This window comes from Aquabacterium sp. (assembly GCF_034003525.1).
GTDB lineage: Bacteria > Pseudomonadota > Gammaproteobacteria > Burkholderiales > Burkholderiaceae_C > Aquabacterium.
Genome location: NZ_JAVEYN010000001.1, coordinates 241,285 through 257,301, shown reverse-complemented (window position 1 = coordinate 257,301; position 16,017 = coordinate 241,285). Strand labels below are relative to the sequence as shown.

At 66.3% G+C, this 16,017-nt stretch carries 8 protein-coding genes and 2 riboswitches; of the genes, 7 read left to right on the top strand and 1 reads right to left on the bottom strand.

The annotated features are described in order from the left end of the window. Positions 1 to 70: 70 nt before the first annotated feature. Positions 71 to 1,186, bottom strand: a complete 1,116-nt coding sequence (gene gcvT / locus RBT42_RS01130; protein ID WP_320361802.1) for a glycine cleavage system aminomethyltransferase GcvT — start codon at positions 1,184 to 1,186, stop codon at positions 71 to 73. A gap of 89 nt (positions 1,187 to 1,275) precedes the next feature. Further along, positions 1,276 to 1,413, bottom strand: a riboswitch (glycine riboswitch). A gap of 16 nt (positions 1,414 to 1,429) precedes the next feature. Continuing rightward, positions 1,430 to 1,539: riboswitch (glycine riboswitch) on the bottom strand. A gap of 187 nt (positions 1,540 to 1,726) precedes the next feature. Between gcvT and RBT42_RS01125 the strand changes: the two genes are divergently transcribed. The 7 genes from RBT42_RS01125 (at position 1,727) to pbpC (ending at position 16,011) form a co-directional block, all read left to right on the top strand. After that, a complete protein-coding gene (locus RBT42_RS01125) occupies positions 1,727 to 2,476 on the top strand; it encodes a hypothetical protein (protein ID WP_320361800.1) in 750 nt (249 codons plus the stop codon). Positions 2,477 to 2,490: 14 nt separating this feature from the next. Continuing rightward, positions 2,491 to 4,176: a M48 family metalloprotease gene (locus RBT42_RS01120; protein WP_320361798.1), complete on the top strand. Its 1,686-nt coding sequence runs from the start codon at positions 2,491 to 2,493 to the stop codon at positions 4,174 to 4,176. Further along, on the top strand, positions 4,173 to 4,829 hold the full coding sequence (locus RBT42_RS01115) for a hypothetical protein (RefSeq protein ID WP_320361796.1): 657 nt from the start codon (positions 4,173 to 4,175) through the stop codon (positions 4,827 to 4,829). The genes RBT42_RS01120 and RBT42_RS01115 overlap by 4 nt, the downstream gene beginning before the upstream one ends. A 79-nt stretch (positions 4,830 to 4,908) precedes the next feature. Beyond that, entirely contained in the window at positions 4,909 to 6,318 is a 1,410-nt protein-coding gene (gene rimO, locus RBT42_RS01110) for a 30S ribosomal protein S12 methylthiotransferase RimO (protein WP_320361795.1), read from the top strand. A 121-nt stretch (positions 6,319 to 6,439) separates the two neighbouring features. Then, positions 6,440 to 7,654: a PLP-dependent transferase gene (locus RBT42_RS01105; RefSeq protein WP_320361895.1), complete on the top strand. Its 1,215-nt coding sequence runs from the start codon at positions 6,440 to 6,442 to the stop codon at positions 7,652 to 7,654. Between the two features lie 114 nt (positions 7,655 to 7,768). Continuing rightward, a complete protein-coding gene (locus RBT42_RS01100; RefSeq protein WP_320361794.1) occupies positions 7,769 to 13,786 on the top strand; it encodes an alpha-2-macroglobulin family protein in 6,018 nt (2,005 codons plus the stop codon). After that, complete coding sequence (gene pbpC / locus RBT42_RS01095; RefSeq protein WP_320361793.1) at positions 13,783 to 16,011, top strand: penicillin-binding protein 1C; 2,229 nt, start codon at positions 13,783 to 13,785, stop codon at positions 16,009 to 16,011. Before RBT42_RS01100 ends, pbpC begins: the two co-directional genes overlap by 4 nt. Positions 16,012 to 16,017: the final 6 nt, after the last annotated feature.

Below are 16,017 nucleotides of genomic sequence, written 5' to 3'. Positions count from 1 at the left end.
ACGGGCATGAGTATCTCAGCCCTGCAGCAGGTTTTGACGACAGAAGCGCGAACTTGCGGGGATGCGTCGCTCAACCGCGGTAGTAGCGGTTGGGCACAAAGGGCAGGGTGGTCACGGTCATGGCGACGCGCTTGTCACGCACGACAGCGAACAGTTCGGTGCCGACGGCAGCATGGGCCGGTGGCACGTAGGCCAAGGCAATGGGCTGGCCCAGGCTGGGGCTGGGCGAGCCGCTGGTGACCACGCCGATTTCGATATCGTCTGCGGTGACGACCTTGGCGCCTTCACGCACGGGCATGCGCTCGTTGCTGATGAGGCCGACGCGCTTGCGGGCGGCACCGTTGGCCAGTTGGGCGTCGATGACCTGGGTGCCGGGGTAGCCGCCGGCACGGGCGCCACCGGCGCGACGCACCTTCTGGATGGCCCAGGTGATGCTGCCTTCAACAGGGGTGGTGGCGGTGTCGAGGTCGTGGCCATAGAGGCACAGGCCGGCTTCGAGGCGCAGGGTGTCACGGGCACCCAGGCCGATGGGCTTGACTTCGGGCTGAGCCAGCAGAACGCGGGCCAGTTGCTCGGCCTTGTCGGCAGGCACCGAGATCTCGAAGCCGTCTTCGCCGGTATAGCCGGAGCGGGTGACGAAGCAGTCGATGCCGTCCAGCACGACGTGGGCGCCGGTCATGAACACCAGTTTTTGCACGTCGGCATTGAGGCGCGCCAGGGCAGTGACGGCTTGCGGGCCTTGCAGCGCCAGCAGAGCCTGGTCAGGCAAAGGCTGCACGGTGCAACGAGCGCCGATGTGCTGCTGCATGTGGGCGATGTCCTGGTTCTTGCACGCGGCGTTGACGACCACAAAGAGGTCGTTTTCACGGCGAGTGACCATCAGGTCATCGAGGATGCCGCCTTGCTCGTTGGTGAACAGGGCATAGCGTTGCTTGAACACCGGCAGGTCCACGATATCGACCGGGACCAGCGATTCGAGCGCTACGTCGGCACCGTCGCCTTTGAGCAGGACTTGGCCCATGTGGGATACGTCGAAGAGGCCGGCCGCGGCGCGGGTGTGCTTATGTTCGTTGAGGATGCCGGTGGCGTACTGCACGGGCATGTCGTAGCCCCCGAAGGGAACCATCTTGGCGCCGAGTTCGATGTGCAGGGCGTGCAGGGGCGTTTTGAGCAGGTCAGCGGACATGGCGGTGTCTGGCCTGGAAGCCAGAAGAGGGCAATCTGAGTGGATCCGACATGCGCTGCGCTGGCTGGGCCAGTGTGTTGCCGGTCGGTGCTGCCCTCTCTGTCCGCTTTACCTGAGAGATTGACCCCTCGCCGCAACCGGGTTGCGGCGTTGTGGGCTTGCCCCTTCGGTGGCCTGGCTCGCTGTCACGTGGTGCCAGCCTCCGGACTCTCTCCAGTGAGGATCATGAGGGCCCGAAAGCCGCCATGTCTGCCAGTCCTTTTGCCTGAGCGTTCGGGCCGTCAACTCGCGTTGGTGGGTCCTGCGCCTTCGGCGGCCGCGCTCGGGGCGTGGCTCTCTCCTGACAGCGCTTCATTGTAGCGTGCGCTCCAGAGGTCAAAGTGTGATTTCGGGCCGCCTTTGGCGTGTGGAACTCACCACTTCAGGGGGCTAGGTCGCTGGCGCATTCGGTTACATTTAATTGTTCAAATATGTGGTGCGGTTCAGTGGGCGTGCGCCCGGTGCCGCACTAGGTTGTGCCTTCATGGGGGGATGGCGAAGATGCGTCACGTTGCGGCGGGCAGTTTGGGGCGGTGGGCTTGTGCCTTGCTGGTGGTGGCTTTCCTGGCCGGGTGTGGTTCACGCGGCATCGTTAGGTCTGAGCTGGCCGGAGGTCGCACCGAGGCTGCCAAGCGGGTGCTGGTGGTGCCGGCCGACTTCGTGATCACCGAGGTGACCTTCGGCAAGACGGAGGAGCGCGTGGTGTCCGCAGAGAAGAAGGCCTCCAAAGCCCTGGCGGCGCACGTGCAGGAGCTCGGGCGCGCGCAGCAGAGCTTCGAGCTGATCGATTTCGACACCCTGAGCGAGGAAGACCAGGAGCTGGTTCTTCAGCACCGGGCGCTGTTCGCCACGATGGTCAGCCAAATGTTGCTGGTGAAGGAAGAAGCTGTGGGGGCCTGGTCGACCAAGGCCGACTATTTCGACTACACCCTGGGCAGCGGCATGGCTGACCTGGCTCGCCGTCACCAACTGGACACCGCCCTGTTGGTGGTGGGCAAGGACAAGGTGCGCAGCACCTCGCGCAAGGTGTTCGATGCGATCACCTCGGTGTTGCCGATTGGGGAGTCCCTCAGCGCGCAACCGGCTGCGGTCGTGCTGGGCGTGATCGATGTGTCGACGGGCAATGTGCTGATGTTCGACAGCGACATGGCCAGCCGCAAGGCGCTGACGGATGAGGACGACGTCAAGGCCATGGCGGAGGCCGTGCTGTCGGACTTCCGCGCCTCCTTGAAGTCGCGCGAGGGGCGGTGAGCATGGTGAGCCGTATGGCGCGTGCGTGGGTGTGTGGGGCGGCTTTGGGTCTGAGCACCGTGTCGGCCCATGCCCTGGTGGGCTACGACCCTTTTCCGGATGCCGCCAGCATCCATGCCTCGGACGAGTTGGAAGAGCGTTTGTGGGACGAGGCCGAGCTGTTGCGCGGCCAGTTCGTGCGCGGCAAGCCCTCGCCGGCGGTGGCGACCATGCAGCGCCTGGTGCGCGGTGTGCTGATGAAGCACTGGCCTGAACTGTCGCGCAAGGTCAAGGTGTACGTGATCGACCAGGCCGATGTGCTGGCCTTCACCAGCGCGAATGGGGACATCTTCCTTAGCACCGGGATGCTCTTGCGCCTTGATTCCGAGGAAGAGCTTCAGGTCATTCTGGCGCGGGAGATCGCGCACTTCACGCACCGGCACACGGCGCGCACGGTGCATGCGGCGCGCTTGGGCGCGGGGGCGAAAGTTCTTGCCTCGACCGCGCTGGATGCGGCCGACCTGGCATCCAAGATCACCACCGGGGTGGGCATGATGGACCTGGCCAAGAGTGTGGCCAGCCTGTCTCAGGAAGTGCTGCTGACGAGCGGGCGTGAGATCCTGCAGGACCGATTGAACAAGCTCAAGGAGATCCTGGCCGACAGCTTCTTTCGCAGCATGTCGGTGACCGGCATCGGAATGGTCGTCAAGTCGTCCATCTTTGGTTTCAAGGATTCGCTGGAAGAAGAGTCGGATGAGTACGCGATGGCGTTCATCGAGCAAAAGCAGGGCTCCACCGAGGCCTATCGGCGCGTGATGCAGCGTTTGTATGACGAGGCGGTGCTCGACGAAAAGAAGTTCTCGGTCTTCTATGCCAATGAAGACCGTCTGGCGGATCGTCTCAAGGCCTTGACCGAGTTCGAGGCAGGGTTCGAGTCGCGCCGGGCCGCGCGACCGCCTGAGGTAGCGCCTGCGCCGGAGCTGGGGGGGGCGGTGGCAGAGCAGGCATCGGCCCCACTGGTCGCCGCCGCTTCGGCATCTGTGCCGGCATCCTCTTCTGTGGCAGTTGCGGCTGAAGTTACAGCTGCACCGATGCATGCGGTTGCTGTGGCGGCCTCAGCAGTTGCATCGGCATCTCCATCTGCGTCCGCTGAGACGGGAACCGTCCAGGGTGCGAAGCCCGATGTCGTCGTGGCCCTGCCGTCTTCGGTGGTGGCATCGGTTGTGCCGGACGAGCAGGGTGCGGGGGCGCCCGAGCCCATGCCGGCGCCGGTGACAGCCGTGTCGGGGACCGTGGCGGCCCCCGTGGCCGAGCAGCTCGTATATCACCAGGCCATTGAGCCGCTGGTCATGCCCTTGCTGGAGAGCGAGCTGGAGGCGGGGCGCTACAAGCGCCTGATGCGCAACATTGAGCGCACCCGTTCCACCTTTCGTTTGCCCGATCGCGCGCGCGCGGTGTTGGCGGAAAGCTATGCGGCGACCAGTGAGCCCGCGCTGCAGGAGCGGGGGCAGGCCCTGGCACAGGAGTTGTTGAGCCAGCAACCTGAGGACGCTCGGATGTGGAAGTTGCTGGGCAACCTGTCCTATCGCCGTGGTCAGTGGGCCGAGGCCAAGGACCATTTGAGCAAGGCTTTGAAGTTCGCCCCCGAGGGGGACGAGCGCGGCTTCATTGAGCAACACCTGCGACAGATTGACAAGAAAATGAGTGAGGTCTCGAAATGAGCATCAAGACATGGGTGGCGCTGCTGACGGTGGCGCTGCTGAGCGCCGGGTGTGCGCCCAAATGGCAAAACATCCGCAAGGAAGCGCGCTTTGAGGGCCCCGCGCGGGCCTATGTGGTCACCTTGCCCGAAGGTTGGAAGCGTGCGCCCACCGACAGCGACGTCTTGCTGATCACTCGTGATGGCCTGTTCCTGCAGCAGATCAGCGTGACGCACCACGAGCTGGATGAGGCCTTTGCCGGTGTCCAGCTGAAAGCGGATGCGGCGCCCAGCGAGTTGGCTGCACTGCAGCTGCGCAGCTTCCGTGAGAAGGAGCAGGATCTCGCCCGCTATCAGGATGAAGAGAAGGAAGGCTTGCTGGCGCTGTTCCCGGTGGACCATGGCAAGCCGCTGCCGGGCACGGTGGAGCGCGTCGCGATTCGGCCTTTGACGCTGGATGGCGTGGACGCGTTCAAGCTGGAAACGCGCAGCTTCAACAGCTGGGGCCTGGAGTATGTGAGCCAGTCCGTGGGCTTCATTCATGAAAACGAATACTGGCTGGTGCGTTACCTGGCGCCCAAGCTGCATTACGCCCAGCTGGATCAGGGCACGTTCGACAAGTTTCTGGCCGATTTCAAGCTGAAGCCCAAATGCCGCTTCTTCTGCGGGGACTGACCTCTGCCCGCCTTGGGATGGAGGGGCTTGTGCATGAATTCCTGTCGGGCGCGGCCGATTTGCCGGACAATCTCGCCCCATGAGTTCTGAACACACCACCCCCACGGCTGCCGGCTCGGCCGTGGCGCCCAAAATTGCCTTCGTTTCACTCGGTTGCCCAAAGGCCTTGACCGATTCCGAGTTGATCCTCACCCAACTGCGGGCAGAGGGTTACGAGACCAGCAAGACCTACGACGGGGCCGACATGGTCATCGTCAACACCTGCGGTTTCATCGACGATGCGGTCAAGGAAAGCCTGGACACGATTGGCGAGGCGCTGGCCGAGAACGGCAAGGTGATCGTTACCGGCTGCCTGGGGGCCAAGGCGGGTGCAGATGGCGGCAACCTGATCAAGGAAGTGCACCCCAAGGTGCTGGCCGTGACCGGGCCGCACGCCACCCAGGAAGTGATGGACGCGGTGCACATCCATGTGCCCAAGCCCCACGACCCTTTCATTGACCTGGTGCCCGAGGCGCGTGGTGTGGCGGGCATCAAGCTCACGCCCAAGCACTTCGCTTACCTGAAGATCAGCGAAGGGTGCAACCACCGCTGTGCCTTCTGCATCATCCCCAGCATGCGGGGCGATCTGGTGTCGCGCCCGATCGGCGATGTGCTGAACGAGGCCAAGGCCTTGTTCGAGTCGGGTGTGAAGGAGTTGCTGGTCATCAGCCAGGACACCAGCGCCTATGGCGTGGACGTGAAGTACCGCACCGGCTTCTGGGACGGCAAGCCGGTCAAGACCCGCATGTACGACCTGGCCAAGCAGTTGGGCGAGATGGCACGTGAGCACGGCGCCTGGGTGCGCTTGCACTACGTCTATCCCTATCCGCACGTGGACGAGATCGTGCCGCTGATGGCCGAAGGCCTGATCCTGCCGTACCTGGATGTGCCCTTCCAGCACGCCCACCCCGATGTGCTCAAGCGCATGAAGCGCCCGGCCAACGGTGAGAAGAACCTCGATCGCCTGCGTCGCTGGCGCGAGATCTGCCCGGAAATCGTCGTGCGCTCGACCTTCATCGCCGGTTTCCCCGGTGAGACGGAAGAGGAGTTCCAGTACCTGCTGGACTTCCTGCGCGAGGCCGAGATCGACCGTGCCGGTTGCTTCGCCTACTCGCCGATCGAAGGCGCGCCGGCCAACGAGCTGGAAGGCGCCTTGCCCGACGAGGTGCGCGAGGAGCGTCGTGCGCGCTTCATGGCTGTGGCCGAAGAGGTGTCGATCGCCAAGCTGCAACGCCGCGTTGGCGCCACCATGCAGGTGCTGGTCGACAGCGCGCCCGCGCTGGGCCGCAAGGGCGGCGTGGGGCGCACCTACGCCGATGCGCCCGAGATCGACGGCACCGTGCGGCTGCTGCCGCCCCAGAAGGCCAGCAAGACGCTCAAGGTCGGTGAGTTCACCAAGGCCCGCATCGTGGCCGTGGAAGGGCACGACCTGATCGGTCAGCCGATCTGATCGGCGGGTTCGGTCGGCCAGGCTGGTACGGCTTGCGGCCTCTTTCATGCGGCGGGTGCATTAGCATCCCCGCATGAGCACACCTGCCAACGCTTCCCTGTCATCCCGGCCTACGAGTGACATGGCCAATCTGAACGATATGGCCACTGCCCTGATTCACCACCCTTATCAGCCCCCTGGTGGGTTCGAGACGGTGCAACCGGGGGTGCACAAAGCCTCCACGGTGATCTTCGAGAACACCGCTGCCCTGAAGACGCGGCAGTGGAAGGACAAGAGCGGCTACACCTACGGCCTGCACGGCACGCCCACCACCTTCACGCTGGAAGAGCGTCTGGCCACGCTCGAGGGTGGTTTGCAGGCCTTACTGGCCCCCTCCGGCCTGGCGGCCATTGCGCTGGTGGACATGGCGCTGCTACGCTCGGGTGATGAGGTGCTGATCCCCGACAACGCCTATGGGCCCGGCAAGGACTTTGCGCGCGGTGAGTTGGCTCATTGGGGCATCACGCACCGTGTTTACGATCCGCAGGATCCGGCCTCGCTGGCCGCACAGATCACCGAGCGCACCAAACTGGTCTGGCTGGAAGCCGCCGGCAGCGTGACGCTGGAGTTTCCTGACCTGGTCGGTTTGCTGGCGGTCACCCGTGCGCACCCGAACATCGTGACCGTGCTGGACAACACCTGGGGCGCCGGCTTGGCCTTTGACGCGTTCCGCCTGGGGCAAACACCAGAAGGTGAGGCCTTCGGCGTGGACGTGACGATTCACGCGCTGACGAAGTACCCCTCGGGCGGTGGCGATGTGCTGATGGGGGCCGTGGTCACCCGCGATGCCACCTTGCACCACCGCTTGAAGATGACCCACATGCGCCTGGGCTTGGGCGTGGGGGCGAACGATGCCGAATTGGTGCTGCGCGGCTTGCCCAGTTTGGCCGTGCGTTACGCGGCCCACGATGCGTCCACCCGTCAGATCGCGCATTGGCTCACCGAGCAGCCAGAGATCTCGCAGGTGCTGCATCCTTCTTTGCCACATTCGCCGGGGCACAGCCATTGGCTGCAGACCTGCCGCGCGGCGGGGGGGCTGGTGTCCATGGTGTTCGACGCACAGCGCTTCACTCAAGATCGCGTCGAGGCATTCGTGGATGCACTGAAGCTGTTCAAGATCGGCTATTCCTGGGGCGGGCCACTCAGTCTGGTCATGCCGTATGAACTGCAGGGCATGCGTCAGTTGGGTTCGCTGGCGGGCCAACAGGGCACGCTGGTGCGCCTGGCCGTGGGTCTGGAGAAGGTGGACGATTTGATCGCCGATCTGGCTCAAGCCTTGCGCGTGTTGCGCGACTGAGGCGGTCCGGGCTGCGCTGTCCGGCTTTCCGACGCCCATGATGGGGAGGGCGTCGTCTTGTGTGCTCGTTAGACTTTCGGCCTGATCCCCACCATATGAAACAAGGGCGTGCGCATGACCGTGACAAACCGCTTCAGGCACCTGGGTTGGCGTACCGCCACGTCGCTGCTGCTGGGAGGATTGATGGCGTGGCCGGTGCAGGCGGCCTCGGTTCGGCAGGTGTCGCCGCAGGGGGAGGTTGCCCAGGTTCGCCAGATCCGGATCACCTTCGCGCAAGCGGTCATGCCTTTGGGAGAGCTGCGCCACGATGATCCTTTCACCGTCCGGTGTCAGGGGGCGGTGCCCCCGGGCGGCGGTCGGTGGGCGAACGACAAGGTCTGGGTGTATGACTTCACCGACGATGTGGGCCCCGGCGTGCGCTGCGTGGTGGCACCGCGTGTGGAGTGGTCTCCCAAGCTGAAAGAGGCTGGCGCGCTGCAGGCCAGCGCCTTCCGCTTTCAGACCGGTGGGCCGGCGGTGCGCCGCGTTGAGCCCAGCGGAGGCGAGATCGAAGAGGACGCGTATTTTCTGCTGCGCTTGACCGGGTCGGTGGACGAAGCCAGCGTCGCGCAACATGCCCGTTGCGAGGTCGAGGGGCTGGGCGAGCGCTTGCCCGTGGTGGTGGAGCGGGGCGCGCCGCTGGCCGCCGTCTTGCGAGAGCGGGGCGTCTCGGGCGCTGAAGCGGCGCGCAGCGTGTTGCTGCGCTGTCAGCGTCCCTTGCCCGCGGGGGCGCACATGAAGCTGGTGTGGGGCTCGGGCATCGCGTCGCGAGGTGCGCCTGGCATCGTCACCAGCCGGCCTCAGGTGTTCGACTACCAGGTGCGCAGCGCCTTCGTGGCCGAGTTCAGCTGTGAACGCGAGCGGGCGCAGAGCCCCTGTCTGCCCTTGCGGCCGATGACGGTGAAGTTCTCGGCCCCGGTGGCCCGCAAGCTGGCCGCCGAGATCCGCCTGAAACCGGCCTCGGGCCCGGCCTTGACGCCGTTCTGGAACAAAGAGGACCAGGACGAGACGGTGGACGAGGTGCGTTTTCAGCCTCCGCTGCCCGAGTCCAGTGCGTTCACCTTGGTCTTGCCCCAGGGCTTCCGCGACGAGAGCGGCCGTTCCCTGGCCAATGCCGGTGCCTTTCCCTTGAAGGTGGCCACTTCGAGCATGCCGCCGCTCGCCAAGTTTGCGGCCGCGCCGTTTGGCGTCGTCGAGCTGACTGCCGAGCCTGGGCAGCCCCCCTTGGTGCCGGTGACGGTGCGCCATGTGGAGAAGGCGCTGGCGGTGCAAGGACTCGACACTTCGTTGGGGGTGCGCACCCAGGCGGTCCAAAGTGATGCCGAGATCTTGCGCTGGATGGCCAAGGTGCGCCGCTATCACGAGTCCAGTTTCAGCGCCAAGGAATTGGGGCGCCCGAAGTCCGAATGGCTGGAGTGGGTGAAGGATACCGATGAGGAGGGCGCCACACGCCGCTATCAGCGCGAAAAGCGCATCGGCACCCGGGAGCTGTCGCTGCTCAGTGGGGTGAAAGAGGCCCGCAAGCTGACGGTGCCGGCAGCCAGCGCCGACGACCCTCGGCCCTTCGAGGTGGTGGGCATCCCGCTGCCGGGGCCGGGTTACCACGTCATCGAGCTCAGCTCGGCCCGCCTGGGGGGCAGTTTGTTGGCGCGTCAGGCGCCAATGTATGTGCGCACCGGGGTGCTGGTGAGCAACATGGGGGTGCACGTCAAGCTGGGGCGTGACGGCGCCTCCGTGTGGGTCACCTCGCTCGACAAGGGCAAGCCGGTGGCCGACGCCGACGTGGCGATCAACGACTGTCGCGGTGAAGCGCTGTGGCGTGGTCGGACCAACAGGGATGGCTTGGCCTCGGCGCAACAGGCCTTCGCGGTGTCTCGTGACCAGCGTTGCTTGGTCTCGGATGGCCTGTTTGTCACCGCCCGCAAGGTGCTCAAAGATGGCCCATACCGAGGTCAGACCGATCTGGCCTTCGTGTTCACCGATTGGCAAAAAGGCATCGAGCCCTGGCGTTTCCGGCATCCGACAGCCAGCCCGGAGCACGACTCCGACACCAGCAGCGTGCGTGCGCACACGGTTTTCGACCGTACTTTGCTGCGCGCAGGCGAAACCGTGTCGATGAAGCATGTCATCCGCACCGAGACCGGGCGCGGGCTGGCAGCCGTGCCCCGTGAGCATCTGCCTGACACTGTGAAGATCACGCACGTGGGCAGTGGCACCGAATACAGCTTGCCGCTGGCCTGGTTGCCTCGGCAGCAAGCCTTGTCATCGTGGGTGATTCCCAAAGAGGCCAAGCTGGGTGTCTACGACGTGAGCCTGGAGGGCGATGCCCCGTTTGGCAGGCGCAGCCTCAGCAGTGGCCGTTTTCGGGTGGAAGAGTTCCGCCTGCCCCTGGTGGACGCCCGCTTGAGTGGCCCCAAAGACGTGCAACTGGCCCCGCGTGAGCTGAGCTTGTCGGCACAGTTGCGCTATCTGTCGGGCGGGGGCGTGGCCCAGGCGCCCGCCCAGGTCACGGCGGTATGGCGTGAGCGCACGCCGCGTTTCACCGGCTATGAGGAATACAGCTTCGATCCACCCAGTGAGGCGCAGTCTGACTCTCAGCGCAACGCCTCCGACGAGGGCGATGACGGCGTGAGCAGTGGGGCCGATCGCGTCGTCGCGGACAAACTGTCACTCGTCACCGACCGCGAAGGCGCTGCCAAGGTGGTGTTGAAGGACCTGCCGCAGCAGGCCCATGCGGGGCTGGTGCATGCCGAGATGACCTTCACCGATCCCAATGGCGAAGTCCAGACGGTGGCCACGTCGGTGCCGGTGTGGCCGTCGGCGGTGGTGTTGGGCATCCGCAGCACGCGCTGGGCCGGGACGGGCGGCGACGCGCAGGGCCGCACCCGCTTCCAGGTGGTGGCGCTGGACACCCGGGGCCAGCCCCTGAGGGGGCAGGACGTGAACGTGCAGGCCCGCCTCAGCCAGACCTTCAGCACCCGCAAGCGCATCGTGGGCGGCTTCTACGCCTACGACCACCGCACCGAGGTCAGGAACCTGGGATCGGTGTGCCGCGGTGCCACCGATGAGCGCGGTCTGCTGCTGTGCGAGACCACGCTGGACGAAGCCGGCGAGATCGAGCTGATTGCCCAGGCTCAGGACGGTGCCAAACGCCCTGTGCAGGCGGCCACCACGGTGTGGGTCACGCGACAGGGCGAGCTGTGGTTCAGCCAGGACAACGACGACCGGATGGACGTGCTGCCCGAGAAGCAGCGCTATGAACCCGGTGAGACCGCCCGCTTGCAGGTGCGCATGCCCTTCCGTGAGGCCACGGTGCTGGTGTCGGTGGAGCGCGAAGGCATCATCGAGCAGCGCGTGATGACCCTGACGGGCAAAGACCCGGTCATCGAGTTGCCCATCCCGAAAGCCAAGGTCGGGCCGGACGGCGAGTTGCAAAGCTGGGCGCCCAATGTCTACGTCAGCGTGATGGCGCTGCGCGGGCGCATTCGCCACGTGCCCTGGTACAGCTTCTTCACCTGGGGGTGGCGCTCGCCGATGGAGTGGGCCAAGGCCTTCTGGTACGAAGGGCGCGCATACCAGGCGCCCACGGCGATGGTCGATTTGTCCCGGCCGGCCTACAAACTGGGTGTGGCCGCTCTGCGCATCGGCACGGCCGAGCACGAACTCAAGGTAGAGGTGACGCCCGACAAGGCCCAGTACGCCATCCGCCAGGCTGCCCAGGTGCGCGTGCGCGTCACCCATGAAGGCAAGCCAGTGCAGGGCGATTTTGCGTTCGCTGCGGTGGACGAGTCCTTGCTGGCGCTGTCGGACAACGACTCCTGGCAGTTGCTGGACGCCATGCTGCAGGAGCGACCCTGGGGCGTGGAGACGAGTACGGCCCAGAACGAGATCGTGGGACGGCGCCACTACGGGCGCAAAGCCGTTGCAGCCGGTGGAGGCGGGGGCACAGGGGCCACACGCGAGCTGTTTGACACCCTCTTGCTGTGGCAAGGCAGCGTGAAGCTCGATGCCAAGGGCGAAGCCATGGTGAAGGTCCCGATCAACGATGCCTTGACCAGCTTCCGCTTGGTGGCGGTGGCCGCTTCGGGCCTGTCACGCTTCGGTACCGGCAGTGCCACAATCCGCGTGACCCAGGACCTGCAAATGCTGTCCGGCTTGCCGCCGCTGGTCCGTGAGGGGGACCGTTTTGAAGCCATCTTCACGCTGCGCAACACCACCTCGCAGCCCATGCGCGTTCAGGCGAACTTGGCCGCGCAGGCCGAGCGCGAAGAGGGCACGGCGCTCGCAGCCCAGCTGAACCTGCCGACGCAGGACGTCGAGCTGCCGCCTGACAGTGCCCGCGAGCTGCGCTGGCAGGTGAACGTGCCTGAGGGTGTCCGTCGCCTGAACTGGGAGGCATCGGTGACGGCCACGGGCAAAGCCGGGGTGAGCGACCGACTCAAGCTGAGCCAGCAGGTGATGCCGGCCGTGCCCGTTCGGGTGATGCAGGCCACACTCACCCAGTTGACAGGCCCCTATAGCCTGCAGGTGGCGCCGCCCGCCGATGCGCTGACCGATGTGGTGGGGGCAGGGCGTCAAGCCCGCGGTGGTATCTACGTGGGCCTGCAGTCCACCCTGACGAGTCGATTGCCTGGCCTGCGCCGCTACTTCGAGCAGTACCCCTATGTGTGCCTGGAACAGAAGGTGGCCAAGGCCGTGGGTCTGAACGATGCGACCCTGTGGGCCGACATCAGCCGACAGCTGTCCAGCTACCTCGATGCCGACGGACTGGCCGCCTACTTCCCCCCGATGCCGGGCATGAGCGGGCAGGGCACCGATTACCTGACGGCCCACCTGCTCGCCGTGAGCCATGAGTCCGGCTTCGAGTTGCCCGCGCAAGCGCGTGAGGCCATGCTGCAGGGCCTGAGCGCCTATGTGCAAGGGCAATTGCAGCGAGAGGTCTGGTCGCCCGCCGGCCCTCAGCGAGGCCTGATGAACGATGTCCGGCGTCTGGCGGCCATCGAAGCCTTGTCCCGTTATGGCCGCGCCGAGGCGCGCATGCTCGACACGGTGTCGATCGCGCCCCAGCAGTGGCCCACGGCGGCGGTGATCAACTGGTTCAATATCCTGCAGCGCCTGTCGACTCTGCCTGCGCGCGAGCAGCGTCTGGCCGAGGCCGATCAGATCCTGCGTAGCCGCCTGACTTTCGCGGGCACCACCTTGCGCTTCTCGAGCGAAGCCGATGACTTCTGGTGGTGGCTGATGGACAGCCCCGACGCCAATGCGGCCCGCCTGATCCTTGCGGTGCTGTCTCGCCCCGCCTGGCAGGACGACCTGCCCAGGATGTTGGTGGGCTCGCTGGCGCGACAGCGTCAGGGCGCCTGGTTGAACACCCACGCCAACCTGTGGGCCACCCTGGCGCTGGACAAGTTTGCGCAGCGCTTCGAGAAGGTGCCGGTCAGCGGCGTCACCCGGGCCAGCTTGGGCGCGCAGTCTGCCGCACACACCTGGGCGTCGTCTCCCCAAGGCGGCGGGCTGAACCTGCCGTGGCCCAGCGTGCCGGTGCGCGGCGCGGCACCCACCACCACCCCCTTGCAGGTGCAGCACGAGGGGGCTGGGCGCCCCTGGCTCACCGTTCAGGCGCTGGCAGCTGTGCCCTTGAAGGCACCGTTGCGGGCCGGTTACGCCATCCGCAAGTCGGTCTCAGTGCAAGACGCCGGGCCGCATGCGGCCACGGCCGGGAAAGCGCATGGTCGCGGTGCCGTGCTGCGGGTGCGCCTGGAGATCGACGCCCAGTCCGACATGAGCTGGGTGGCCGTCAACGACCCGGTGCCGGGCGGCGCGACCATCCTGGGCAGCGGCCTGGGGCGCGACAGCGCGCTGGCCACCGGCGGCGAGCAGAGTGACGGCGCTTGGCCCATCTACATCGAGCGTGCGTTCGACGGCTACCGCGCCTACTTCGACTACCTGCCCAAGGGCAAGCATGTGGTCGAGTACACAGTGCGCCTGAACAACCCCGGCCGCTTCCAGATGCCGCCTACACGCGTCGAAGCCATGTACGCGCCGGAGACCTTTGGCGAGACGCCCAACGTTATGGTGGAGGTCGCACCTTGAGGCAGCTCCCGCTGGCGCTGTCGGCCGTCGCGCTGACGGCGAGCCTGCTCGCGCCGGTGTCGCATGGGGCGACCTTGCCCAGCTTCCAGAGCGTGCGCGCCAACCACCACTCCAGCGACCTGACCCTGCTGGACCGGCGTGGCGACGCGCTGCAGACCGTGCGACGGGACATGACGGTGCGCCGCCTGCCCTGGGTTGCCTTGTCCGATGTCTCGCCCGCCATGCGCACGGCCATCGTTCTGTCGGAAGACCAGCGCTTCTGGCAGCACAGCGGCGTGGACTGGCAGGCCGTGGCGGGCAGCGCCTGGGCCAATCTCTGGAACCAGCGTACCCGGGGCGCATCCACCGTCACCATGCAGCTCGCCGGACTGCTCAGCGAGTCAGCACCGTCCGGCGCGTCCCGCCGCAACTGGTCTCAAAAAATGAGCCAGGCATGGCACGCCGGGCAACTGGAGCGCCAATGGCGCAAGAGCGACATCCTGGAGGCCTACCTCAACCTCGTACCTTTCCGGGGCGAGACGGTGGGGCTGGCAGCGATGAGCCAGACCCTGTTTCGCAAGCATCCCAGCGGCTTGGACGCGCAGGAGGCCGCCATCGCCGCTGCGCTGGTGCGTGGCCCCAATGCCCGCGCTGAGGTGGTGGCGCGCCGCGCCTGTCAGGTGCTGACCTTGCAGCAGCGCTCCTGCAAGGGCCTGGATCTGCTCACCTCGGTGGCGCTGGCGCAAAAGGGAAGCGCCATGCTTGGCGAGCAGCTGGCGCCCCATCTGGCCCGGCTCGCCGTGCAACAAACGCCTGCGGGCACGGTGCGGGTCCCCACCACGCTGGACGCCCGGTGGCAACGCCTCGCGCGGGACCTGTTGCGCCAGCACCTGAGCGAGCTGTCTCACCAGGGTGTCGAAGATGGCGCCGTCCTCGTGCTCGACAACGCCACGGGCGAGGTGCTGGCCTGGGTGGGCGGCAGTGGCGAGCTGTCTCAAGCCGCACACGTGGATGCGGTGCTGGCGCGCCGCCAGCCGGGTTCCACCCTGAAACCCTTCGTGTACGCGCTGGCCTTTGAGCGCCGCATCCTGACCCCCGCCAGCCTGCTGCACGACTCGCCGTTGCAGTTGCCCACGGGCGCGGGTCTGTACATCCCGCAGAACTACGACCGGCGCTTCCGGGGCTGGGTGAGCGTGCGAACGGCCCTGGGCAACAGCCTCAACGTGCCGGCCGTGCGAGCAGGCGCCATGCTGGGCCCCGACGTGTTGGCACAACGCCTCAACGACCTGGGGCTGGACTTGCGTGAGTCAGGCGGCTACTACGGCCCGGGGCTGGCGCTGGGCAGCGCCGAAGTCACCCTGCGGGACCTGAGCAATGCCTACCGCACCCTGTCCAATGGCGGGGTCTGGTCGCCCCTGAGATGGCAAGCTGTGCCCACGCCTCGAACCTCATCTGCGAAGCCGCCGCGCCGCGTCATGTCGGCCGACGTCGCCTACCTGGTCAGCGACATCCTGGCCGACAACACCGCCCGGGCGCAGACCTTCGGTCTGGACAGCGTGCTCGCCACGCGTGGCTATGCCGCCGTCAAGACCGGTACCAGCAAGGACATGCGCGACAACTGGTGCGTGGGTTACACGAGTCGCTACACGGTAGGGGTGTGGGTGGGCAACGCCAGTGGCAGTCCCATGCGCAACGTCAGCGGCGTATCCGGCGCGGCGCCCATCTGGGCCAGCCTCGTGCGTGAACTGCATCGTGCCCAGCCCTCCGTGGCACCTTTGCAGCCTGCCACGGTGCTACGCCAGCCCATCACCTTCGAGGCTTCGGCGTCCGCAGAGGCCGCATCGTCGGGTGTCGTGGATGTGCCCAGGCAGGAGGTGTTTCTGGCTGGCACGCAGCAGGCGGTCTGGTCTTTGAGTCAGGCCCGCGGCGGGCAGGGCGCGGAGCGCGCCATTCAGTCGCCGGCGCACGGGGCCATCTTCGCCATCGACCCGGACATGCCGCCCCAGGTGCAGCGCATCGCCTTGCGTACCGCACATCTCGGAGGGCAGTGGTGGCTCAACGGCAAGCGATTGGGCGCCACGTCGCTCCGGCACTGGCAGCCCTGGCCTGGGCGACACGTGCTCAGCCTGCGCAACCCGAAGGGGCAGGTGATCGACGAGGTGCGCTTCGAGGTGCGAGGCGCGGGTGTCAAATCAGGCGTGAAAGCCGGCGCCAATGCCGGCGTTAAATTCGACGCAAACGGCTGAGCTGGT

Bases quoted from the DNA above. Each gene is read 5' to 3' on its own strand.
- gcvT (WP_320361802.1), bottom strand. From the start codon at position 1,186: ATGTCCGCTGACCTGCTCAAAACGCCCCTGCACGCCCTGCACATCGAA.
- RBT42_RS01125 (WP_320361800.1), top strand. From the start codon at position 1,727: ATGCGTCACGTTGCGGCGGGCAGTTTGGGGCGGTGGGCTTGTGCCTTG.
- RBT42_RS01120 (WP_320361798.1), top strand. From the start codon at position 2,491: ATGGCGCGTGCGTGGGTGTGTGGGGCGGCTTTGGGTCTGAGCACCGTG.
- RBT42_RS01115 (WP_320361796.1), top strand. From the start codon at position 4,173: ATGAGCATCAAGACATGGGTGGCGCTGCTGACGGTGGCGCTGCTGAGC.
- rimO (WP_320361795.1), top strand. From the start codon at position 4,909: ATGAGTTCTGAACACACCACCCCCACGGCTGCCGGCTCGGCCGTGGCG.
- RBT42_RS01105 (WP_320361895.1), top strand. From the start codon at position 6,440: ATGGCCAATCTGAACGATATGGCCACTGCCCTGATTCACCACCCTTAT.
- RBT42_RS01100 (WP_320361794.1), top strand. From the start codon at position 7,769: ATGACCGTGACAAACCGCTTCAGGCACCTGGGTTGGCGTACCGCCACG.